The organism is Lampropedia puyangensis (genome assembly GCF_004833285.1).
Taxonomy (GTDB): Bacteria; Pseudomonadota; Gammaproteobacteria; order Burkholderiales; family Burkholderiaceae_C; genus Lampropedia; species Lampropedia puyangensis.
In genome coordinates this window covers 1-23,370 of sequence record NZ_STFG01000028.1, presented here as the reverse complement: position 1 = coordinate 23,370, position 23,370 = coordinate 1, and the positions used below count along the sequence as shown (strand labels likewise).

Here is a 23,370-nt window from a genome sequence, read left to right as displayed (position 1 = left end):
AGTGATACAAGGTGGTCGGACTACGGTCGTTGCACGCAACATGTGTGCTTCAAACGGGATCCGGCCTTTTTCTTGCTACAAGGTTGTGCATTCAACCGTTTGGGGAGTTGCTCCATATGCTGATCACCTTCATCATCCTTTATCTGCTGGTTTCTGTGGCAATTGGCCTTTGGGCTGGTCGCCGAGTGCATAACACTACCGACTATGCGTTGGCTGGCAGGCATTTGACTGTCTCGACCGTGGCCATCGTCACGTTTGCCACTTGGTTTGGCTCTGAATTGGTGCTTGGCGTTTCCGCCGAGTTCATTGATGGCGGCTTGGCTGCCGTGGTGAAAGACCCATTTGGTGCGGGCTTGTGTTTGGTCTTGGTGGGGTTGTTCTTTGCCCGCAAGCTGTATCAAAAAACGCTGTTGACGTTGGCCGATTTCTACCGCCAGCGCTTTGGCCGCACGATTGAGGTGGTGTGCTCCATCATCATTATTTTCAGTTATCTGGGGTGGGTGGCTGCGCAGGTCACGGCGTTGGGGCTGGTATTCAATATGCTGTCGCAAGGCGCGATTGATTTCCGCACAGGCATGTATATTGGCACTGCTGTGGTGCTAATCTACACCATGTACGGTGGCATGTGGTCTGTAGCGCTGACCGATACGATCCAAATGATTGTGATTGTGGTGGGCTTGTTGGCCGTAGCTTGGTTTGCCGCAGATTTGGCCGGTGGTGCTGGCCGGGTGATTGATTACGCAGCATCCGAGGGCAAGTTCAAGATGTTCCCCGATTTCGGCGATGGCAAAGGCTGGATGTTTTTCATCGCTTCGCTGATCACGATGATGCTCGGTTCTATCCCTCAGCAAGACGTCTTTCAGCGTGTGATGGCGGCCAATGGCCCCGATGCGGCAGCGCGAGGCCCGATCATTGGCGGCACGTTCTACATTTTGTTTGGTTTTGTGCCGATGTTCATCGTGACAGCCGCTGTGCTGATCATGCCTGAGCAGGCATTGAAAATTCTGGCTGATGACGGCCAGTACCTGCTTCCTACATTGGTGCTGGAACATATGCCATTTTTCTTGCAAGTGGCTTTCTTTGGTGCGCTGCTCTCGGCTATTACGTCGACCACATCTGCCACTTTGCTGGCACCTTCCACCACGTTTGTGGAAAATATTCTGCGCAATATCTATCCCAACATGAGTGATGCCCAGACCCTGAAGGCAATGCGTATTTCTGTACCCGTGTTCACCTTGATGGTACTGATTTACGCCATTACGATGGAAGGCAAAACCATTTACGACTTAGTGGCTGAGGCCTATCAAGTGCCATTAGTGGGTGCATTTGTGCCGCTGGTGTTTGGCCTGTACTGGAAAAAGGCGACCACTCAAGGGGCCATTTTGTCTGTTGTGTTTGGTATTGCAATCTGGGGCTTTTTCTCGCTCTGGGGTGATTTTGCAGAGCATTTTCCGCCGCAGTTGGTGGGCGTGCTGGCTGCCGCTATTGCCATGGTTGCAGGCTCTTTATCGCCGCAGTGGATTGCAGATACTAAAGAAGTACCTCATGCATTGGAGGAGGCCAGCTTGCATAGCGCCTAATGGCCTGTTTGACTGAAAAACCTTGTATGTATGTTGTCCGTACAAGGTTTTTGATGAGAAATCTATCGTCTTTGCACAAGGGCGCTAAGCAATGCAGCGGCGTTTGCGACTGTCACGGCTGCGCAGGGCCAAAGTGGTTGCCGCTATTTGGATTACTTTGAGTGCCAGATCGGGATTGCGAGAAAACATTTCCCGGAATTTCAACACCGGCAGTACCCAAGCACGCCCGGGCAACATCGATTGTGCGGACGCTTGCCTTGGTATGTTGCCTAAGAAGCTGGCCTCGCCAAACACAACGCCTGGCCCCAGCACACCGATGCGCAATGTCCCTCTGGCGTTTTCGTAGTGAATGGCCACTTTACCGCGCTCGAGAAAATAAAGACTGGATTCTTCACGTGTGCGTTGGAACAGTATTTGGCCTTCTTCCAGCGTGACTGCATTCAAATAGCTCGACAAGGCTTCCCATTGGTCAGGCGTTAACGAGGGAATGCTTGAGGTCGTGTCCGATGGAATCGAAAACGCTTCAATCAAGCCAGTGAGTTGGGGCATAGGAGATATTGAGCAGGAATGGGGGGCTGACTGGTGCTGAACGCAGCGCAGGCTTTAGAGCATTCGGCGATTATGCAGGAAGGTCTCACTCGGCAAAGCATTCGTGTTGTGTTGTGTCGCTGTGGCGTGTGCGTAAACGATCCATCTGCCACTGATTGATGCTGTTGTGAAGGGGTTTTCGGGTAGAGCGCATGGCTTTTTAGCTCCGCCTTTTAAAACAGTGCGTTAGGATGCTCACCTTTGGATGACTTGACCGTGGCTGTTTGCTGTGCCTTATCTGTATGGATGAGCAAGCAGGCCGTGACGACGAGAGCTATGCACATATCGCACTTGAACAAACCCCAAAGGGTGGTGGTAAAGCCAATTGGTGGGCACCGCTTTGTATGGGGCAAATGCCCTCAGGCTTGGACTTGCTTGGCAGGCATTGCTGCCACACTGTCGGTTTCAGCCCCCAGTTTGGCTCAGACAGTAGCCAGCCAGGAATCAGATAAGGCCCACACAGTGGCCTACTCAGAAATGGCGTATGGCCTGCGGCACCCTTGGGCGGTGGCTTTCTTACCTAGTGGGGATTTTCTTGTCACAGAACAAGAAGGGAGCATGCGTATTGTCGATACGCAAGGGCGCGTGGGGCCTCCATTGACAGGTGTTCCTGCGGTTGACTATGCAGGCCAGGGTGGTTTATTGGATGTCGCCTTGGATCGTGATTTCTTGGCTAACCGGCGGCTGTATTTTTGCTACGCCCAGTCAGATGCTGGTAGTGGTGGCAGCCGCAGTACAACGGCGCTGGCCTCTGCAACCTTGAATGAGCGGCAGGATCGGTTAGAGCATGTCCAAGTGCTGTTTCACCAATCGCCCAGCGTGCGTAGCAACCAGCATTTTGGTTGCCGCATTGCGCAAGCCCAAGATGGTTCGTTGTTTCTCACTTTGGGTGACCGCTTTATTGCACGCGATCAGGCTCAACGCACATCCAACCACTTAGGGTCTATCGTGCGTTTGCAGCCTAATGGCAGCGCTTCGCCAGACAATCCTTTTGTAGACAAGCGTGGAGGACTGCCTGAGACATGGAGCTGGGGGCACCGCAACCCACTGGGCGCAGTGATTACCCCTGATGGAGAACTCTGGACCCACGAGGCTGGCGCCCAAGGTGGGGATGAGTTCAACCATATTCGTGGCGGTGCCAACTATGGCTGGCCAGTGGTGAGTTACGGTGTGGGGCAGCCTAAAAACGCCAATCGAGCAGGTATGGAGCCCCCTGTGCATTACTGGCGTGACGAGCTGCAGCCTTCAGGGTTGGCGTATCTCAACAGCGATCGTTACGGCCCTGAATGGCAAGATAGTTTTTTCCTTGGATCATTGACTTACGGCGCTTTGGTGCGTTTGAAAGTTGTGGATGACAAAGTGCAAGAACAAGAGTGGTTGAAAGTGGCTCCGGGGACAGGTGTACGTGATGTTCGCCAAGGCCCGGATGGTTTGTTATACGTCTTGATCGATGGCCCTGATGGTCGTCTCCTAAGGATTGAGCCCACTCACGCTGAAGACAATACGCTGCCGCCTTTCGATGAGAGCGATGCACCAACGCATTCGGGGCAGTTGGTCGATTCGCCCGCAGTCGTGGTGCCGCAAGAGAGCGTATTGCCTCAGTCGCTGACGGATCATGCTGCTGCTGCAGGCAAGGGGAAAAGCCCGGTTCCCCTTTCTCCATCATCGCCGCCCCCAACAGGGGCAAACGAGGCGGTAGCGGTCCCGCTAGATGTGCCCAAGGCTTCTCAATAAGCCTGTGGTTGCCGCTGCTGGAAGCCGATGTACGTATGCAAGCGTTACAAATGTGGCATATGGCATGCAGACCATGGCTGCGAGGGCATGCACATGTAGCTTGCTTGTACACTAAGCTCCAGCGCTTGCTATGGTTGACGTTGCCGTTTGGCTGTAGCAAGCATCTCCGCAGTTCTTTCTCTCCTTGCCTTTGTGAACGCTCAAACTGAACCATTGACCCTTGCTGGAGCTGCTGGTGCCATTGAAGCTCTGAAAGATTCTGCTGTGCTTGCTGGCAACGCCGGGGTCGCACTGGGCGCCGCCATCATTGCGCACCCGCATCCGTTGTTTGCTGGCACGATGAATAACAAAGTGGTGCAAACCCTGGCGCGCGCACTGGTAGCGACTGGCTGGGACGCATACCGCTTTAATTTTCGCGGTGTGGGGCAGTCTCAAGGGGTGCATGACAACGGCATTGGAGAGGCAGAAGATCTCTTGCGGGTGATTGATCAAGTCGCACCCGAAGGTCCATTGGTGTTGGCGGGGTTTTCTTTTGGGACGTATGTCACCAGCCGTGTGCTTGCTCAGCTGCATGCGCAGCGCGATATCCGTGCAGTTGTTTTCATCGGTACGGCTGCCAGCAGGTTCAAGGTTGAACCCATCCCTCAAGCCTTGCATTCGTGTGCTTTGGCAGTGCATGGGGAGTTGGATGAAACGGTTCCAATTGCACCTGTGATGGATTGGGCTCGGGAACAATCCCTGCCCTTGACAGTCATTCCTGGTGGTGAGCATTTTTTCCATGGTCGGCAAGTCCAGCTTAAAGACCTGGTGGTGCGCCACTTGCGTGGCGTGCAGGCCTCTGTGCAAACGCCATAAGTATTTGTGGTGCGGTGAGCGCAGGGAGCATGCGAAAAGTAGAATGCTTTCAATCGCGTTCGGAGTACCTTGTTTTTCCCCTTTTTGAAATGTTGAAAACCATGAAGTTATTGCGATTCGGTTGGGCCCGTGCGGCAGCATTTGTGGGTGCCTGTGTGGTGGCCGTATCCGCGCATGCCCAGTGGCCTGTACCGCCTGAGATTGCGGCCAGAAATTATTTGCTGCTGGATGTCACATCGAATCAGATGTTGGCAGCCAAAGACATTGATGCTCCGGTTGAGCAAGCCTCACTGACCAAGCTGATGACGGCCTATGTGGTGTTTGATGCATTACGGGCACGCAAAGTCACCTTGGAGCAAAAACTGCCTGTGAGTGAGCATGCCTGGAAAATGCCCGGCTCGCGCATGTTCATTGACCCCAAGATGCAGGTGCCTGTGGATGACTTGCTCAAGGGCATGATTGTGCAGTCTGGCAACGATGCCACCAACGCATTGGCAGAAGGTGTAGGAGGCACGGTTGAGCATTTCGTCAAACTGATGAACGACCAGGCCAAAGCCTTGGGAATGAACAATACCCAGTACATGAATCCTGAGGGGTTGACGGCGCCTGGTCACCTGACTACAGCGCGGGATTTGGCTACTTTGGCCACCAGCTTGATGCGTGAATTTCCAGAGTACATGCACTATTACTCCACCAAGGAATACCGTTATCCAGGTACGCCTGCGGCCAATAGCAGCAACCGCAATTTGCTGTTGTTTCGTGATCCGACCGTCGATGGTTTGAAAACAGGCTACACCGAGGCGGCAGGTTATTGCATGGTGTCTACGGCACAGCGCGATGTGCCCAACATGGGTAAGCGCCGCTTGTTGGCGATTGTGTTGGGAACGGCAAGCGAAAACGCGCGTGCCAACGAGAGTCAGAAGTTACTCAATTGGGGCTACACCGCATTTGATGCTGTAAAACTGTTTGATGCGGGCCAACCGATGGAGACTCCTGAATTGTGGAAAGGCGCGCAAGATACGGCCAAAATCGGTAGCCATGATGCGGTTTACTTGACGATCCCTTCCGGCACGGCCGGCCAAGTGCGCACCGTGATTGAACGCCCAGATCCTTTGCTGGCGCCACTGCATATTGACCAGTCTGTGGGCATGCTCAAGGTTTCTGTGGGAGATCAATCGCTTAAAGAGGTTCCTGTGGTGGCTTTGGAAAGCATTGATGAAGCAGGATTTTTGGGCCGGATGTGGGATTCCATGCGGCTTTGGATCAAGTAAGACTTATCTGTCTGTCGAACAGATAAGCAAGCAACAAAAAACGCGCATTAAGCGCGTTTTTTGTTGCTTGCAACGTCAATTGTGAGCAGCTTGGGGCCATTACAAGCGTCCTTTTGGTTTGGCCTGAACACTGATTCTGTGGGCCTTTTTACGGCGCTGTTTTGTTTGCGGATACTTTCAGACGCTGCGCTGACGCTGTTGACAGGGTTTGCTGCTGCACAGAAGGACGAGCTGCGCTGGATGCTAAGCTGCTCGTGAGTGCGGGAACTTGCGTATTGCGCTGAGATTGAGCGGTGTTGGCCGAAACCGCACCCGTTAGGGCCAGGGCGGAAAACAGCACCACGCTGTGGGCATCAAAAGTGAAGCGGTTGACTTTGTGACGATTCATAGCTGCCTCCATAGTTATAAAGGTGGATGATAGAAGCGTTTGCACGCTATAAAGTGCCCTGTCATTTCGAACTGTTACAGTCAATGCATTGGCCTGTGCTTGTGTTTCATGCCGGTGCTGGAGTTGGCTGCTTGACCTTGGGATGGGCACTGTTTAAATGGCGAGCGGGATTACAGCATGGCGAAACGACAAAACGATGACGGAAATGTAGACATGTGTCATTGCGGTGGCATGTGCCATGCTTTACGGCGTTAGCAAGCTGCGTACCAACCAGAAAGCCAGCGTCCACATCATGATGGCCACAACCGCGTCCAGCCATACCCATAGCCTTGTGTTGTGCAGCCGCTGCCCAAGCCAATATGCACAGCTTCCAAGTAGCAAGAACCAGACCAATGATCCCGTGATGGCTCCCCAGCCGAACCAATGGCTGGCACTGCCGTAAGCCAAAGAGGCTGAGCCAATCAGCACGGCAGTGTCAAGCCAGGCATGCGGGTTGAGCCACGAGAAAGCTAAGGCAATCGCCACTGCTTGTTTGCGTGAAATTTGCGCGCGCTGCAAAGCGGTTTGTGCATCGTCAGCGTCAATGCTGATGTGGTGGGATGAGACTGATTGAGGTGTGCGGCGCCATGCTTGCCAGAAGCGCGATGCGGCTTGGCTGCCGTAGTGGATCAGGAATAAAGCTCCTGCACCAACTAAAGCGCCATGGATTTTTTCGGGCATTTCGCCTAGGGCAGCAAAGCCGTATACCCCAATGCTGATCAGCACCATATCGGTGAGCATGCACAGCAAAACGGTGAGTGCAACATGCTGGCGTGTCAGGCCCATGCGCAATACGTGGGCATTTTGCGGGCCAATGGCCATGATGAGCGAAAGGCTCAAAGTCATACCAGAGAAAAAAACGGGGAGCGATTGCATGTGGATGGACGGGTGGGCAATGAAAGATGCCATCCAGTGAAAAAACGGGAATGGCGTTGCTGTGCATTGTCCAAATGGACATAGAAAAAGAAAAGATAATTTAATAAATATCAACTTGCTTAAAAAATACTAATGATTGATCAGCGTCAGGCACAAGCCTTTCTCGCAATTGCTGAGCACCGCAGCTTTGCAGCAGCGGCGCAGCAGTTGTCAATTTCATTGGCGGCTGTTTCGTTGCGCATTCGCGCGATGGAGGCGGCCATGGGGCAGCGTTTGGTCGTGCGTGGCAAGCAGGTGCGCATGACTGCTGCGGGGCAGGTGGTGCTGGCCCATCTCAAGCAAGTAGAGTTGATGCAGGCGGATGTGCTGGCCCAATTGGCGGCAGGCAGTGGTGGTGCGTCGCAGTGGCGCAGCTTGGCTGTGGCAGTCAATGCTGATTCGCTGGCAACATGGTTTCTCCCCGGTGTGGAGGCTGCAATGCGACACTATCAATTAGTGCTTGATATTGCGATGGATGACCAGGACTTCACGCATGCGGCGCTTAAATCGGGAGATGTCTCGGGCTGCGTATCTACCTTGGCTGAACCCTTGCGCGGTTGCATTGCCCAGCCGTTGGGGTTGATGCGCTACCACTGTGTCGCCCGTGCTGATGTGGTGGCTGTGCTGCGCCAAGGCGCTAACGGGCAGGTGACGCGAAAAAGCATGCGGCAAATTCCAGCTATTATTTTCAACCGCAGAGATGGCTTGCAAGACGCATTTTTGCGCATGCAGTTTGGAGCTGATATGGCCGCCGACTACCCCAAACATTTCATTCCTTCGACTGAGGCGTATGAAATGGCGATTGAACAAGGGTGGGGCTGGGGGATGGTGAGCAGCCAGCAGTTGACCAAACGCGGTACGCATCGCCCGATGTTGCAGGACGTGGTGGAGGGGGCCGTAGTGGATGTGCCACTGTACTGGCACCATTGGGAGCGCGAAGCGCCTGCTGCACAGCGACTGACCAAGGCAGTGGTGGAGGCCGCGCGCCACGCCTTGCTGCCTATGCAGTGACAAGAGATGCGGGGATCAAATCGGTGACAGTACACCGGCTGCCAACAGCCCCAGCACGGCTAAACCAAGCGCAATGCGGTAACCTACAAATACCAAATAGCTGTGGTGAGAAATCCATTTTAGGAACACCACGATCACGGCATACCCACTGATAAATGCTACCACGGTAGCCAGCAGGGTTGGCCCAGCAGCCACGCTGGAGGTGCCCCAAGTCTTGAACAGTTGGTAAAGACCAGAGGCGACAATGGCCGGAATGGCCAATAGGAACGAATACCGCGCAGCTGCTTCGCGGGTGTAGCCCAGAAGCAATCCCCCCGTGATGGTGCCACCAGAGCGTGAGACCCCTGGGATGAGGGCCATGGCTTGCGCCAGCCCAAACAGCACCGCATGCTTGCAGGTGAGCTCAGTCGTTGTACGTTGCTTAGTGCCTTTGAAGTCGGCATAGGCCAGCAGCAGCGCAAACACAATCAGCATGGAGGCTGTGATGTACAGATTGCGTAGCGTGGACTCGATCGCGCTGTGAAACAGCAAGCCCAGAATGACGATTGGAATGGTGCCCACAATGATGAACCACCCCATGCGCGCATCGCTGTTGTGCTGGGCCCATGGCTTTCCACAGGCTCGCAGCCACGCTTGGGTGATACACCAGATGTCTTTACGGAAATACAGCAATACGGCCGCTTCAGTTCCTAGCTGGGTAATGGCAGTAAAGGCCGCACCGGGGTCGCCGCCAGAAGGCAGTAAAGCGCCAAATATACGCAGGTGCGCACTGGACGATACCGGGAGAAATTCAGTCAGTCCCTGAATGAGACCCAAAATAACAGCTTCAATCCAACTCATGGTAATGGCGCAGACAAAATGCAATAGGTGACGCAATGCCCATCATGCGCCATGCAGTATGAACGTAGCCTGAACGGACAGGCTAGGTTATCTGCGCGGGCATTGTCGCATGGGCGCAATGCTTGTTTGTCATTGATTGGTCATGCGCGCAGAGCTTCTTGTGAGGAGCTGTTTCTGGTTGCGCTGTCCAGGTCACAGGCGCTGTGCCGCTTGCGGGACAAGGCGTTGGTGTGTTGGTGCTTGGATGCGGCCTTGCCATATCGTGGCGATAGGCTTTGCAAGCGTTGTGGCGTTTACCAGCGACAATGGCGGACATGAGCTTTCCTACCCTTCAGAACGATACTTTCTTACGCGCCTGCCGCCGGCAAGCGACCGACTACACCCCATTGTGGATGATGCGCCAGGCCGGGCGTTATTTGCCGGAATACAAAGCCACCAGGGCGCAGGCGGGCAGTTTCATGGGCTTGGCCACCAATGTGGATTTCGCAACCGAAGTGACGTTGCAGCCTTTGGAGCGCTTTCCTTTGGATGCCGCCATTCTGTTCTCCGACATCCTCACGGTGCCTGACGCCATGGGATTGGGCCTGCATTTTGTTGAGGGCGAGGGGCCTCGCTTTGAGCGAACAGCCGCCGATGAAGCCAGTATCGGGACATTGCAAGTGCCTGATCTTGAAAAGCTGCGCTATGTCTTCGATGCAGTCACCTCCATCCGCCATGCCTTGCAGGGGCGCGTGCCGCTGATCGGTTTCTCGGGTAGTCCTTGGACATTGGCTTGTTACATGGTCGAAGGCGGCAGCAGCAGCGATTACCGTAAAGTCAAATCACTGATGTATGCACGCCCTGATCTCATGCACCATTTACTGGCAGTCAATGCCGATGCTGTTGCTGCGTACTTGAATGCCCAGATTGATGCGGGCGCACAAGCGCTGATGATTTTCGACAGCTGGGGTGGCGTGCTGGCCGACAGCCACTTTCGCCACTTCAGCTTGCAATACACAGCCCGGGTATTAGCCCAACTTCAACGCGTTGGGCCAGACGGCCAAGACGTGCCGCGCATCGTCTTTACCAAAGGCGGTGCATTGTGGTTGCAAGAGATGGGCGCACTCGACTGCGAAGTGCTTGGACTGGATTGGACTGCCAATCTGGGCAAAGCCAGGGCCTTGGTGGGAGGGGGTGCTGGCACTCCGGGTAAAGCACTGCAAGGTAATCTGGACCCTAACGTGCTGTTTGCACCCCCTGCTGTCATTGAGCAGGAAGTGCAGCGTGTACTTGATGACTTTGGCACTCCCCATACCGATTCTTCTGTAGTGGGCTCCACGCATATCTTTAACCTTGGGCATGGCATCAGTCAATTTACGCCCCCTGAGCATGTGGCTGTTTTTGTTGATGCTGTGCACCGTCTTTCGCGGCAGGTGCGGCACTCCAATTGAGAGCCTAAACACGCGCTAAGCATGGGAAGATGGCGTGTGTGAGGCACACGGTGTGGCCCGCAAGGGCATGCATAGCAAACAGCCACTTATGCACATGGTCTACGCTAGGGAGTACGACGAACCCCTCCTTTCTCATGGAAGCTTGAAAGCAATGCCCTTGTTTTAATAATTGTCCTTAAGTTATTGATTTTTAATGGTTATTTGTTTTTTTTGAGTTGAAGCATCATGCCCGCTAAGTGCTTGAGGTTACTGGCTGAATAGAAGATAAACACACGCTTTTCCACATGGTTATCCACAGACTTCTTGCTAATGTTTAAAAACTGTAATAAATCAACTGCTTGCGGGAATCTTTGTATCGAACGACGCGTTATAAGCCTTTTCCAAGGCAGCGATTGCTCTTGATATGCACAATTGATAACGCTTCTGGATGTACCTGCTTTTTACTTATGCGAATAAATGATTTTTTATTTAAGTTGTTGATTTTTATTTGAATAAATTATTTTTCTTGATTTTGTTTAGAGCGCTATAGCATAAAAACTCAGGTTCGCCCATTCAATGTTTGATCGATATTCACAAAGTTATCCACAGATTGTGCTGGGTTTGCTGTGGACAAGCGTGGCAAAGCCAGAGTGGGCGCGGCATGGTTGCTGGTGCAAGGGCCAAAAGAGACTGGGGCCGCGCTGGATGAAAATGCCAGAGAGCTTGTTTTTTGATGGCTTCAGGAGGTGACATGGCGGTAGTTTCTGTCGCGTTGGATGCGCCTTTTCACAGCGGCATTGGTCACTTGCTCAGTTACCGTAGTGCCCAGCCTATTGCACCGGGTACGCTGGTGCGCGTCCCGTTAGGCAAGCGCGAAGTTCTGGGGGTGGTGTGGCACGATGAAATCCCTCAAGAAAACAACTCCGAATTGGCACTGCGCGAGGTGCTGGAAGTGTTGGATGGCGTAGTACCTCTGTCCACTTCGTGGCGCGCTTTGATGGCGTTTGCTGCGCGTTACTACCAACGCAGTTTGGGCGAAGTGGCCATCATGGCATTGCCGAGCGCTTTGCAAGACCAAAGCGCTGCGCAATGGCACAAACGTTTGAGCAAGCTCAGCCTTGACGGTGGCAAGCGATCTGCGCGGCAGTCGAAGTCGAGCGCGCGTACAAAAAACGCAGCACAAGCAAAAGCCTTGAGCCCGCCTGAGACCATTGCATTGGCGCCAATGCTTTCCAACGCCGCACAGGCGTTGCCGGTGTTGAGTAAGCCCCAGCTGACGCAGCAACAGCAGCAGGCGTTGGACGCGATCGTGCTCGAGGCACATGGTGTGTATTTGCTCCATGGCGTGACGGGCAGCGGCAAGACGGAGGTGTATTTACAACTGGCCGAGCGCATGATTGCTTCGGATCCGCAAGCCCAAATTTTGTTCATGGTGCCTGAAATCAACCTTGCCCCGCAGTGGCAAGCCCATATTCAGACACGGTTTGCCCCTTGGCTTGGCGAGGATTGCGTTGCGGTCATGCACAGCGGGCTTACCCCTGTTCAGCGTTTGAATGAGTGGCTTGCCGTGCACCAAGGTCGTAAACGCCTGGTGCTTGGCACACGCATGGCTGTATTGGGTAGTTTTGCCAAGTTGGCTTTGGTGGTGGTCGATGAAGAGCATGACCCAAGCTACAAGCAGCAAGAAGGTGCACGTTACAACGCACGGGATCTGGCGGTTTGGCGGGGTAAGCAGCAATCCATTCCTGTCGTGCTGGGGTCGGCCACCCCTTCACTGGAGAGCTGGTACAACAGCCGAGCGGCAACCGCACAAACACCGGCTGGAAGTTACCAGCGCCTGAGCATGCCTGCCCGCGTGGGCGGCGGTGCACTGGCCCGTTTGCGTTTGGTGGATATGACGGCCTATCCACGCGATACCGTCTTGGCCCCTTCATTACTGGCGGCCATGCATGAGCGTATCACGGCAGGTGAGCAGTGCATGGTGCTGCTCAACCGTCGTGGTTACGCGCCGGTATTGCAGTGTGGCGCGTGCAGCTGGAAAAGTGATTGCCCGCATTGCTCAGCACATCAAGTGGTGCACAAGGCTGACCGCAGCCTGCGCTGCCACCACTGCGGCTGGAGCACAAGGGTGCCGCACCATTGTCCGCGTTGTGGCAGCGTTGATCTGGCACCAGTCGGGCGTGGGACCGAGCAGTTGCAAGAAATGCTGCAAGAACAATTGGGCACGATGGTGCTTGACGACGGCCGCATTCCGCAGGTGGTGCGCATCGATGCTGATTCGACCCGGCACAAAGGGGCCTTGCAAGAAAGCCTCGCGCAAGTGCACCGTGGTGATGTAGATATTGTCGTGGGCACCCAAATGATTGCCAAAGGCCACGATTTCAGGCGTATTGGGCTGGTGGCCGTAGTGCAACCAGATGGTGCTTTGTATTCCAGTGATTTTCGCGCTCCAGAGCGCTTGTTTGCGCTGTTGATGCAAGCATCAGGGCGGGCGGGGCGCGATGCTGCTTACATGCAAGACAGCGCTTCCAGTCCTGAATTGTGGTTGCAAACCCAGGAACCTCAGCACGCACTTTATGCCGCGCTGGCGCGGCAAGATTACCCAGGGTTTGCTGCGCTGCAGTTGCGGGAGCGCGAGCAAGCGGGCATGCCACCGTTTTCCTTTCAGGCCATTTTGCGAGCTGACGCCAAAACCCAGGAGGGGGCGCAGGCTTTTTTACGCCAAGTGGCGCACATGGCGCAAACGGCCGGTTTGCCTGGGCACGAGTGGGTCACTGTGTATCCTCCGGTGCCTTTGACCATTCAGCGAGTGGCCAATGCCGAGCGGGCGCAGATTCTGCTGGAAAGCGCTTCGCGCAAAGCATTGCAGGCCTATCTTTCGGCTCTGCAGCCGTTGCTGCACCAAGCAAGGGCTCAAGCAGCAAAGGGTTTATTGCGCTGGTTGGTTGATGTCGATCCGATGGCCATTTGACGGTGTTGAACTACAGGTCTAGCCCCTGTTTTGGCAGTCGTAGACAAAAAGGCCGCGGCCCTTCGGTTCTGAGTGGGTGCTTTATAGAATCCGAATCTAAATAAGATTTGTTATAATTTACATAAATTCAGCCTCGTTCAACGCATGGAATCGACCGAGGCTTCTTTGTGTGCGCGACAAGGATCTTTCCTTGGGCCTGTTGTCTGTGCTGCAGTGTCACTGCTTGAATGGGATTGCCTTGTGTCTCAAGAGGTTCGATCTAGACCTGTCGATGGATGCGTCCAACCATTAGGGCATTGGTACATTGACCACAGATCTTGGCTTCAGACGTGGTTAGTTCGGCGTTTGGGCGATGCATTTCAGGCTGAAGACTTAACGCAAGACACCTTTGTCAAGCTGTCATCTCGGAATCAACACGAAATAGAGCAGGTGCAACAGCCACGTGCTTTTTTGCGCACGGTAGCCCATGGATTGCTCGTGAGCCACTGGCGACGACAGGATGTTGAGCGTGCATGCATGGAGACCTTGGCGCATGTGATGCAAGGGCAGGCACACTCTGCTGAGCAGCATGCACAGGTGCGAGAAGCCTTGCTGGCGCTGGACCGTTTGCTCTCGAGTTTGCCGCCCAAAGCGCGGCAAGCATTTTTGCTTTCCCAAGTTGATGGGCTCAGTTATGCAGAGATCGCACGCGAGATGGGCGTGTCTGATCGCATGGTGCGTAAGTACATGACGCAGGCCATGCTGCAATGCTTGCAGTCAGATCTCTGGACTGAGAGCCGGGCGGTTTTGCAACCGGTGGTCTGAACACGTTCAAGGTAGCACTATGTCGCTGAACCTCTCTCACAACACGCCGCCCCCATTGCCTCAGTGTCAACCTGACGCAGCCATGCTCCAACAAGCGGCACATTGGTTTGCTGTTTTACAAGATGAGCGGCGCAGCGAAGACGAATATGCGCAGTGGCAGCATTGGTTGCAAGCCGATCCGGCCCATCGCATGGCGTGGCAACGTGTTGAACAAATTGGCGGCCATGTTGCGACCTTAGACTTGGCCAGTCAGGGGCGTACGCGGCACCTGTTGGATGCTGTCCATCGGCAAGGTGTACAACGGCAACGGCGTACAACGTTGAAGGCAGCGCTTTTATTGGTGGGAATAGGTGGTGCAGGTTGGGGGCTGGGGCAAAGCCCATGGTGGCGTACACGGCAAGCCACCCATGTCACAGCCGTTGGGCAACGTGGCGCCTTCACTTTGGCTGATGGAAGTACCTTGTGGCTTAACGCGGACAGCCGAGTGCGGGTGGATTACCAGCAGTCGTTGCGCTTAATCCATTTGCTGGCTGGTGAAATGCTTCTGGAAACGGCAGCTGATACGCACCATCAGGCGCGCCCATTGGTGGTGCACACTGCGCATGGGCGTGTGCGCCCGCTGGGCACGGTCTTCAGCGTGCGGCAATGGGATCAGGAAACCCAAGTCACTGTGTTTGAGGGCGCAGTGCGCATACGGCTGGAGCAAGCGCAGGAGGAGAAAACGATCGTCTATTCGGGCCAGCAAACTTGCTTTTCCCAACATGCTGTGCAGCCGGTCTCACCTGCGCAACACGCACGTCAGGCCTGGCGTGATGGTTTATTAGTGGCTGATGGAATGCGTTTAGACCACTTGCTGGTGCAACTTGCCAGTTACCGTTCCGGGTGGCTTACGTGTGATTCAGCAGTTGGTGCATTGAAGGTCGTGGGTGTTTTCCGACTCGACGACACAGAAAGTGCTTTGCAACTGTTGCAAAACTCGTTGCCTATTCGGGTGCGCAAAATGCCGTTGGGGTGGACGCGTATCACTGCCTTGTAGGTGGGCGATGCAAAGCTGCGGCAAAACAAAGCGCGTGCAGTTTCAAATAGTTGCAAATATCTGGTGTGCTTGGGTTCCGCTTTTATGCGCGCGAATCGGCATAGCGAACATGAACTTTTTAATGGCAGCGGTATGAGCCGCTAATTAAGGAAATGACTGCTATGCGTTCAACACGTATTCATCCGATGACTGGGCAAGGCGCTTGCCTGGGAGTGGCCGATTTGGCAAAGTCCTGCCGCGCAGCGCGAAGCGGATTGTCTGTGGCCGCGCTGTGTGTGCTTGTGGCTAGTGCCGCGCCAACTGTATGGGCTCAGTCTGTGCCTGCAACAGCTGTTGGAGAGCAGGCTGCTGCAGGCGTGCGTCACTATGCAGTTGCCGCTGGGCCGTTAAGCCAAGTCTTGCTCGGTTTTGCTGCTGAGGCAGGCGTGCAGATTTCCGTCAATCAGGAGTTGGTTGCAGGGCGCTCCAGTGCTGGCGTACAAGGGGCGTACACGGTGGATGGGGCGTTGGCAGCCCTGCTGCAGGGCAGTGGTTTTGAGGCTGTCGCTCAGGGGAGCAAGCGTTATACGCTGCGTCCTGTTGAGACGGTATCTGGGGCCCAAGCCGCAGGTGTTGTAGAGGGAAAAGCCCTGCCTGCAGTCACAGTGACGGGCGCACGTTTGAATAGCTCCACTGAAGGCTCGCAAAGTTATGCCGCCACGACCATTGATGCTTTCAAATCCAGCCAGTCAATTCGCCGCACACCGCAACCTGTGACCGTGGTGACCCGCCAGCAGCTCGATGACCAAGCAACCACTGACCTGAATGCGGTGATGTATGCCACCCCTGGCGTGACGGTGGATTACACCGACAGCGAACGGTTGAGTTATTACGCACGTGGTCACCAAATTGACCGGGTGCAGTTTGACGGTGTTTCGCTAGACATGGGTGGCTCCGCTTTTGTGCAAACCGACATGGCGGTGATTGACCACATGGAAGTGGTACGTGGGGCAACCGGCTTGTTGCGTGGTGCGGGCAAACCTTCTGCTGCCGTGAATTTGGTTCGCAAGAAGCCCACGGCAGACTTCAAGGCTTCGGCGGAGTTGACTCTGGGCTCTTGGGACAAGCGCCGCATAGTGGGGGACGTGTCGGGCAAGCTCAACGAAGATGCCAGCGTACGTGGTCGTGTAGTGGTCGTGGCAGACGACAAAGACTTTTTTCAGAAAGCACGCTACGAAGAAAAGAAAGTGTTTTATGGCGTGCTCGAAGCCGATTTGGCAGACCGTACCTTGCTGCGTGCAGGTTACCAATACACCGACTTGAATGCCTCAGGGGCTTGGGGCAATTTGCCACGTGATTTTGATGGCTCGTCGCTTGATCTGCCGCGTAATACGTATTTGGGAGCGGCCTGGAACCAATGGGATCGCTTCAATACCGATGCGTTTGTGGAATTGGAGCACGCATTTGACAACGATTGGTCGCTCAAACTGGCAGGTTCACACAAGCTGCTGAAGCTCAAGGATTTCAAGCAAACTTATTTTGCTCGCCCAACCGGAGCCACCAATCCGTATTTGTTCAATGTCACCACCTCTATCTACGATGGCGATATCAGCATGCAAAGTGCCTTGAGTGCCGATTTGAATGGGCCTGTAGAAATTCTGGGGCGCCGCCACGAATTGATGTTTGGAGCCGATGTGCAGCGCGTCAAAAAGCGTGGCTCGATTGGCATGGGCAACCAGACTCCGGTCAATGGGGTGGATATCCGCGATTGGGATCCCTACACCGGGATTCCTGCACCAACTTTTGAGATCTCCGGTAACGCCACCAACAACTACACCCGTCAGAAAGCCACTTATGGTGCTGCTCGTCTGTCGGTGAGTGATCCGCTGACCGTGATTGTTGGCTCGCGCCTGACATGGTGGGAATACGAAGCGCCTGCCAGTGCGACGACCAGCTACAAGATAAGCCGTGAATGGACGCCCTACATGGGAGTGGTATACGACTTGAATGACCAGTGGAGCGTCTACGGCAGTTACACAGAGATATTTGAGCCGCAGCGTGCCTACGACGGCAACGGCCAGATTCTTGATCCGATGCGGGGCGAAAGTTACGAGGCGGGCCTCAAGGGCGAGTGGTTTGACGGCCGACTCAATGCGGGCCTGTCGTTGTTCCGTGTCAATAACGTGGGCAAGGCCATGGACGATGAGAGCACCCCCAACCCCTGCATGCCCAATTACACCAGCGGCTATTGCAAACTGGCAGGCGGTAAGACCCGCAGCGAAGGCTTTGAGCTGGAACTCGCAGGTGAAATCGCCAAAGGCTGGAACCTTTCGACTGGCTACACCCACACCCGCACGGAGTATTTGCGAGACAGCAGTGCCAATAACGTGGGCAAGCCCTTGCGCACGCACGATCCGCGCCATCTGTTCAAGCTGTTCAACAGTTACCGCTTCCAAGGTGCTTTGAGTGGCTTGACATTGGGTGCGGGTGTGCAAGCCCAAAGCGAAATTTCTGCCAGCTCTGGTGGCATTACCTATCGCCAAGGGGGCTACGCGATTTATAACGCGATGGCCCAATACCAATTCAATCGCGATTGGAGTGTGCAGCTCAACATCAACAACGTGTTTGATAAGGTCTACTACAAGAAAATTGGTGGCGGCATCAGCAATTACTATGGCGATCCGCGCAACGCCATGGTGACGTTGCGTGCGCAGTTCTAAAGCGATCGATAGCCCTTCAGGGCGTTTACTGTGCTTTGGAGAGAAGGGCTTCAAGCAGAAGCCCTTCTTCGACCGGGGGATAGCTGCCTGTTGCATGGCACCCATTCAAAGGGATGAAGAAACGGCCCTTGCACCAGCAACGGTGTGCGGGCACTTCTACAATAGCGGGATGAATCCAATCTCTGCCCATGCATTTGGCGCCGCAGCTGCGGCCAGCGCTTCCTCGCCCCGTCTCGGTTCGCCCATTTTGGAAGGGGCTGGCTTTGCCTTGTCGCAGGCCCCTACCTTAGCTTCTACCCAGGATAGACTGAGCCTGGCACAGCAGATTCTGCTGGCCCCCTATGGACTTGACGAGCGCCACTTGCAGCAAGCGTTGGCGCATATTCGTAAGCGCCAGGTAGACGATGCCGATCTGTACTTTCAGTACACCCGCCACGAAGGCTGGAGTTTGGAAGAGGGCATCGTGAAAACAGGCTCCTACAGCATCGACCAAGGTTTCGGCGTGCGTGCGGTAACCGGGGAAAAAACAGCGTTTGCCTATTCGGACGACATCTCTGAGGCGTCACTGATGGATGCCGCTTCGACTGTGCGCGCCATTGGTGCTGGCAGTGCGTCTGGCAGCAAAGCCAAAGTGGGCGCCCGCAAAGTCGCGGCAAGCCGTGCGTTGTACCCATCGTTGGATCCGATTGACACCCTCAGCAGCCAAGAAAAAGTGGCGTTGCTGGGCAAGGTGGAGCGGGTTGCCCGTGCGAAAGACCCGCGCATCGCACAAGTGATGGCGGGCTTGGCCAGCGAATGGGATGTTGTGTTGGTCGCTCGCGCTGATGGCACCTTGGCCGCTGATGTCCGCCCCTTGGTGCGTTTGTCGGTTACGGTGATTGCGCAGCACAATGGCCGTCGTGAGGTGGGGTCTGCAGGCGGTGGTGGGCGCTTTGGCCTGGCCTATTTTGACGATGCCTTGATTGAGCAATATGTGCAAGAAGCCGTCAATGGCGCGCTGATCAATCTGGATTCTCGCCCTGCTCCAGCAGGGGAGATGACAGTGGTTTTGGGCCCCGGCTGGCCGGGCGTCTTGTTGCATGAGGCTGTCGGGCATGGGCTGGAAGGTGATTTCAACCGCAAAGGCGCCAGTGCATTCAGTGGCCGTATGGGCGAGCGCGTGGCTGCAAAGGGAGTAACCGTCCTTGATGATGGCACCTTGGCAGACCGCCGTGGTTCATTGAATGTGGATGATGAAGGCCATGCAACGCAGCGCAATGTTTTGATTGAAGATGGTATTTTGGTGGGCTATATCCAAGATGCAATGAATGCCCGTTTGATGAAAACAGCCCCAACCGGCAATGGCCGGCGCGAAAGCTACGCGCATATTCCCATGCCCCGTATGACCAACACCTATATGTTGGGCGGCCAGTATGAACCTGCCGAAGTGGTGGCCAGCATTGAGCGTGGGCTGTATGCCACCAATTTTGGTGGGGGGCAAGTGGATATCACCTCTGGCAAATTCGTGTTCAGTGCAAGCCAAGCCTGGTGGGTTGAAAAAGGCAAGCTGCTGTACCCAGTCAAAGGTGCCACGATTGTGGGCAACGGCCCTGAAGCGCTCAAGCACGTGAGCATGATCGGCAATGACCTGCAACTCGATAGCGGTGTCGGGGTATGCGGTAAAGAGGGGCAAAGCGTGCCAGTTGGTGTCGGCCAGCCCACGTTTCGTATTGAAGGGTTGACTGTTGGCGGAACAGCTTGAGGTCGTGTGCGATTGGTGTGGCCTGCCAAGGCCGCACTTCTCAATGTGAGCCGATGCCATGACGTTCAGCGATGAAGAGCGTGAAAGCTTCGTGCGTTTGATGCGTTGGCGGCGTGATGTCCGGCATTTTGAAACCACCCCGATAGAGCCCGCCATCACTGCGCAATTGCAGTTGGCGATGGAGATGGCTCCTTCCGTCGGTAATGCACGACCTTGGCGGGTTTTTCAGGTCGAAAGTGCCGCTAAACGTCAAGCGGTGCATCGCAATTTTCTGCAGGCCAATGCCGCGGCGTTGGCCGTTCAGGCGCCGCAGCGGCAGCACCAGTATGCGCAGCTCAAGCTCGAAGGCATTGAGCGCGCGCCTTTGCAATTGGCCATTTTCACCAACACCAATCCAAGTGAAGGCCACGGCCTGGGGCGGCACTCCATCGCAGTCAGTTTGCAGCACAGTACGGCCATGGCAGTGCAGAATTTGAATTTGCTCGCCCGTGCGCATGGCTTGGGCGTAGGGATGGTGACCGTGCTGGATGCGGCTGCTATGGCGAGCTTGTTTGAAGTACCTGCCGAGTGGCAGTTCAGTTTGTATCTGTGCATTGGTGTGCCGCAATTCACCGATGATCTTCCACTGTTGCACCGTAAAAATTGGCAGGAAAACGTATTGCATCCGTGGCAGGTTTGCTGAGCCTTGTCTTGCACCGCAAGTGCGCATGGTTGGGCCTGAAACAGTCGATAATGGTTTTATGTCAGAGAAAAATGCATCCATTTTGGTGGTCGATGACGAGCCAGATTTACGCTTGTTGTATGAGCTCACGCTTGTTCGCGAAGGCTACCGTGTAGAGACCGCAGAAACCGTTGCGCAGGCCAGACAAAAGTTAGCGCAGCGGTTTGATGTGGTGCTGACCGATATGCGCTTGCCAGATGGTCTGGGAATGGAGCTGCTACTAGAGTTGCAGGCACAAGGCAGACCTGAACGCTGCGTAGTGGCAACGGCTTACGGGTCCGCTGAGAATGCGATTGAGGCGTTGCGTGCCGGTGCTTTTGATTACCTCAGCAAGCCTGTTGAGCTCAAGCAACTGCGCAGCGTGGTGGCTTCTGCTATTCAGGGGTTACAAGGCGGTGCAGGCCAAGACTCGAGAACGACAGCGACGTTGGGGCATGTCGCGCTGGATGGCGCCGCTGCTGCGCGTGCTGCTTCAGAAACAAGCCCTCCCGCATTGCGTGTTGCACAGGCGCCGCTGGCAGTGGATAAAGGCGCAAAAGCCTTGGCCGACTTGGTTGGATCGTCTGCGGTGATGCAGGCTGTCAAAGAACGTATCGGTAAAGTCGCGCGCAGCATGGCACCGGTGCACATTCATGGTGAATCTGGTACAGGCAAGGAATTGGTGGCCAGAGCCTTGCATGCCAACAGCCAGCGTGCCGATGGGCCATTGGTTGCCGTGAACTGTGGGGCAATTCCTGAAAACTTACTGGAAGCAGAGTTTTTTGGAGCCAAGAAAGGTTCGTACACCGGCGCAGTTCAGGACCGGCAAGGCTTTTTCCAGGCGGCCAAGGGCGGTACGTTGTTTTTGGATGAAATAGGTGATTTGCCGCTGGCCATGCAGACTAAATTGCTGCGGGCGATTCAAGAACGCAGCGTCAGGCCTTTGGGGGCAACGCAGGAAGAAGTGGTGGATGTGCGCTTGGTCAGTGCGACGCACCGTGATTTGGCTAATGAAGTCGCCCAAGGGCGTTTCCGCCAGGATTTGTATTACCGGCTCAATGTGATTGAGTTGCGTATTCCGCCTTTGCGTGATCGTCGCGATGATTTGCCCGCCCTGCTACAGGCTTTGCTCGAGCGTTTGGCCAAAGAGTCAGGGTTTGAGCGCATTCATGTCGATCCTGCCTTTATGTATGCCATGCTGCAGCGCAATTTTCCGGGTAATGTGCGGGAGTTGGAAAACCTGCTGCATCGTGCGGTGGCGTTGAGCGAAGATGGTGTATTGCGTTTAGATGCGATTGCCGACTGCATGGAAGGGCCCGGAGATGGCACCCTCACTGCTGCACCGGCCCCATTTCCTCCCCCCAATAGCCAGTCTTTTGCTGGAAGTGCTGCATCCATGTCTGCCGCACCCCCTCCCAGACCGTATGCGGCAGCGCCGGTGTTTGGATTGCCATCCTCTTCGTCTGGGGCGCCCTATCCATCCCAATACACGATGAAGGTCCCGTTTCAGAGTTCGCAGCCTGCAGCCTTGCCCACTGTGGCCGAGCTGCCTGCAGCTGCCTCTGCAGGGCAGGGGAGTGGTTTGGGGGCGCAGGGCTTGGCAGAAGGTCTAACAGTCATGGTGGGCACCGCTAAACAAGCGCCACGGTCTTTGCCGGAGGATCTCCCCTCTGATTTACAAGCTTGGCTTGACGAGCAAGAACGTGCCGTATTGATTCGTGCCCTGAAGGCAGTCAATTACAACCGAACGGTTGCTGCGAGTATGCTGGGTTTGAATTTACGGCAAATTCGCTACCGTATTGAGCGCCTGAATATTCCTACTGAGCCTGAGACCCGAGAGTGAATCCTATAGAAGCAACCCATGGCGCGGCAGCGCAGTGGAGCCACGGGCGCTACCGCCCGGCTCGGTGGGTCGCATCGCCCAATTGCAATGCACGCCCTGCAGGCGCGGTGGTGGATCTGATCGTGGTGCACTCCATCAGTTTGCCCCCTGGTGTGTTTGAGGGCGATGCCATTGAGCAACTGTTCACCAATCACCTCGATTGGGATGCCCATCCGTACTTTCAGTCCATTCGCGGTTTGGAGGTTTCTGCGCACTTTTTGATCAGGCGCGCAGGCGAGGTGGTGCAATTTGTCAATGCCCATGAGCGGGCTTGGCATGCAGGTGTTTCAAGTTATGGCGGTCGCACTGCCCGTAACGACGATTCCATCGGAATCGAGCTCGAAGGCTTGGAAGGGGGCTTATTCACCCGGGCCCAATATGCCGCTTTGGCCGCTTTGTGCCAGACATTGCGTCAGCACTTTCCTATTGCCGATATTGCCGGCCATGAAGACATTGCACCAGGCCGCAAACATGATCCGGGCACAGGGTTTGATTGGCAGCAATTACAGCGCATGCTGCAATGGCCTGAAACCATGTTTCCGGCCCGCGTACGCAGCAACTGATCCCACTTTCCCTAACGGCTTTGTGGGCGAGGTGCCCATGCTCTTAAGCAGGCCGCGTTGGTATCCACATGGAGGCCTTGCGCGACTGTGCGGAGATCGTCAGCACGTTCTTCGGAGCAGGGGCGCCACCGCCCTGTGCGATGGGACGCGGTTTTTTCCATGCGTCCTAGGTGTTGAGTCTCGGCTTGATCTGGTGCCTCTCCGCCTCTCGTTAGAGGGCGCCTTTCACCTTTCTTTTGTGTCGGGGGCAACCAATACGCGCCCCTCAACTCGCCCCCTCAACCTCCCAGCTTAGCGCCGCGCCAAGGCCGTGCGCCAGCCGCACAAGCCATCAGCAGTGCCAG

Annotated in this window: 18 protein-coding genes; 14 read left to right on the top strand and 4 right to left on the bottom strand. The window is 55.2% G+C overall.

Going from position 1 to position 23,370, the window contains the following annotated elements:
• The first annotated feature begins 116 nt into the window (after window positions 1–116).
• The gene (locus E9531_RS15915) at window positions 117–1,580 is read left to right on the top strand and encodes a high affinity choline transporter 1 (protein WP_136574759.1); all 1,464 of its coding nucleotides are present in this window, start codon (window positions 117–119) and stop codon (window positions 1,578–1,580) included.
• A gap of 84 nt (window positions 1,581–1,664) precedes the next feature.
• On the opposite strand, the gene E9531_RS15910 is transcribed toward E9531_RS15915, so the two are convergent.
• Window positions 1,665–2,129, bottom strand: a complete 465-nt coding sequence (locus E9531_RS15910) for a Crp/Fnr family transcriptional regulator (RefSeq protein ID WP_136574758.1) — start codon at window positions 2,127–2,129, stop codon at window positions 1,665–1,667.
• Between the two features lie 330 nt (window positions 2,130–2,459).
• On the opposite strand from E9531_RS15910, the gene E9531_RS15905 reads away from it, so the two are divergent.
• The 3 genes from E9531_RS15905 (at window position 2,460) to E9531_RS15895 (ending at window position 6,028) form a co-directional block, all read left to right on the top strand.
• Complete coding sequence (locus tag E9531_RS15905; RefSeq protein ID WP_244610155.1) at window positions 2,460–3,902, top strand: PQQ-dependent sugar dehydrogenase; 1,443 nt, start codon at window positions 2,460–2,462, stop codon at window positions 3,900–3,902.
• A 192-nt stretch (window positions 3,903–4,094) separates the two neighbouring features.
• Window positions 4,095–4,757: an alpha/beta hydrolase gene (locus E9531_RS15900; RefSeq protein WP_136574757.1), complete on the top strand. Its 663-nt coding sequence runs from the start codon at window positions 4,095–4,097 to the stop codon at window positions 4,755–4,757.
• A gap of 101 nt (window positions 4,758–4,858) precedes the next feature.
• Complete coding sequence (locus tag E9531_RS15895) at window positions 4,859–6,028, top strand: D-alanyl-D-alanine carboxypeptidase family protein (RefSeq protein ID WP_136574756.1); 1,170 nt, start codon at window positions 4,859–4,861, stop codon at window positions 6,026–6,028.
• A gap of 148 nt (window positions 6,029–6,176) precedes the next feature.
• Here the strand turns inward: E9531_RS15895 and E9531_RS15890 are convergent, their stop codons facing one another.
• Both E9531_RS15890 and E9531_RS15885 read right to left on the bottom strand, forming a co-directional pair.
• Window positions 6,177–6,416 (bottom strand): hypothetical protein, encoded by a 240-nt coding sequence (locus E9531_RS15890; RefSeq protein ID WP_136574755.1) that lies wholly within the window; start codon window positions 6,414–6,416, stop codon window positions 6,177–6,179.
• A gap of 243 nt (window positions 6,417–6,659) precedes the next feature.
• Complete coding sequence (locus tag E9531_RS15885) at window positions 6,660–7,331, bottom strand: LysE/ArgO family amino acid transporter (protein ID WP_136574754.1); 672 nt, start codon at window positions 7,329–7,331, stop codon at window positions 6,660–6,662.
• 132 nt (window positions 7,332–7,463) lie between these two features.
• On the opposite strand from E9531_RS15885, the gene argP reads away from it, so the two are divergent.
• Entirely contained in the window at window positions 7,464–8,381 is a 918-nt protein-coding gene (argP, locus tag E9531_RS15880) for an HTH-type transcriptional regulator ArgP (protein WP_136574753.1), read from the top strand.
• Window positions 8,382–8,396: 15 nt separating this feature from the next.
• Here argP and E9531_RS15875 read toward each other — a convergent pair whose 3' ends face one another.
• Entirely contained in the window at window positions 8,397–9,221 is an 825-nt protein-coding gene (locus tag E9531_RS15875; RefSeq protein WP_211343464.1) for an undecaprenyl-diphosphate phosphatase, read from the bottom strand.
• Window positions 9,222–9,535: 314 nt separating this feature from the next.
• On the opposite strand from E9531_RS15875, the gene hemE reads away from it, so the two are divergent.
• From hemE to ampD, 9 genes are all read left to right on the top strand, one after another.
• Window positions 9,536–10,651: a uroporphyrinogen decarboxylase gene (gene hemE, locus E9531_RS15870; RefSeq protein ID WP_136574752.1), complete on the top strand. Its 1,116-nt coding sequence runs from the start codon at window positions 9,536–9,538 to the stop codon at window positions 10,649–10,651.
• 730 nt (window positions 10,652–11,381) lie between these two features.
• Window positions 11,382–13,601 (top strand): replication restart helicase PriA, encoded by a 2,220-nt coding sequence (gene priA / locus E9531_RS15865; RefSeq protein WP_136574751.1) that lies wholly within the window; start codon window positions 11,382–11,384, stop codon window positions 13,599–13,601.
• Between the two features lie 144 nt (window positions 13,602–13,745).
• Window positions 13,746–14,405: a sigma-70 family RNA polymerase sigma factor gene (locus tag E9531_RS15860; protein ID WP_136574750.1), complete on the top strand. Its 660-nt coding sequence runs from the start codon at window positions 13,746–13,748 to the stop codon at window positions 14,403–14,405.
• A gap of 19 nt (window positions 14,406–14,424) precedes the next feature.
• Complete coding sequence (locus E9531_RS15855) at window positions 14,425–15,441, top strand: FecR domain-containing protein (RefSeq protein WP_136574749.1); 1,017 nt, start codon at window positions 14,425–14,427, stop codon at window positions 15,439–15,441.
• Between the two features lie 161 nt (window positions 15,442–15,602).
• Window positions 15,603–18,140 (top strand): TonB-dependent siderophore receptor, encoded by a 2,538-nt coding sequence (locus E9531_RS15850; protein WP_244610154.1) that lies wholly within the window; start codon window positions 15,603–15,605, stop codon window positions 18,138–18,140.
• A 169-nt stretch (window positions 18,141–18,309) separates the two neighbouring features.
• A complete protein-coding gene (gene tldD, locus E9531_RS15845; protein WP_136574748.1) occupies window positions 18,310–19,881 on the top strand; it encodes a metalloprotease TldD in 1,572 nt (523 codons plus the stop codon).
• Window positions 19,882–19,939: 58 nt separating this feature from the next.
• Entirely contained in the window at window positions 19,940–20,563 is a 624-nt protein-coding gene (gene bluB / locus E9531_RS15840) for a 5,6-dimethylbenzimidazole synthase (protein WP_136574747.1), read from the top strand.
• A gap of 58 nt (window positions 20,564–20,621) precedes the next feature.
• The gene (locus tag E9531_RS15835) at window positions 20,622–22,424 is read left to right on the top strand and encodes a sigma 54-interacting transcriptional regulator (RefSeq protein WP_244610153.1); all 1,803 of its coding nucleotides are present in this window, start codon (window positions 20,622–20,624) and stop codon (window positions 22,422–22,424) included.
• On the top strand, window positions 22,421–23,026 hold the full coding sequence (ampD, locus tag E9531_RS15825) for a 1,6-anhydro-N-acetylmuramyl-L-alanine amidase AmpD (protein WP_136574746.1): 606 nt from the start codon (window positions 22,421–22,423) through the stop codon (window positions 23,024–23,026). Before E9531_RS15835 ends, ampD begins: the two co-directional genes overlap by 4 nt.
• Window positions 23,027–23,370: the final 344 nt, after the last annotated feature.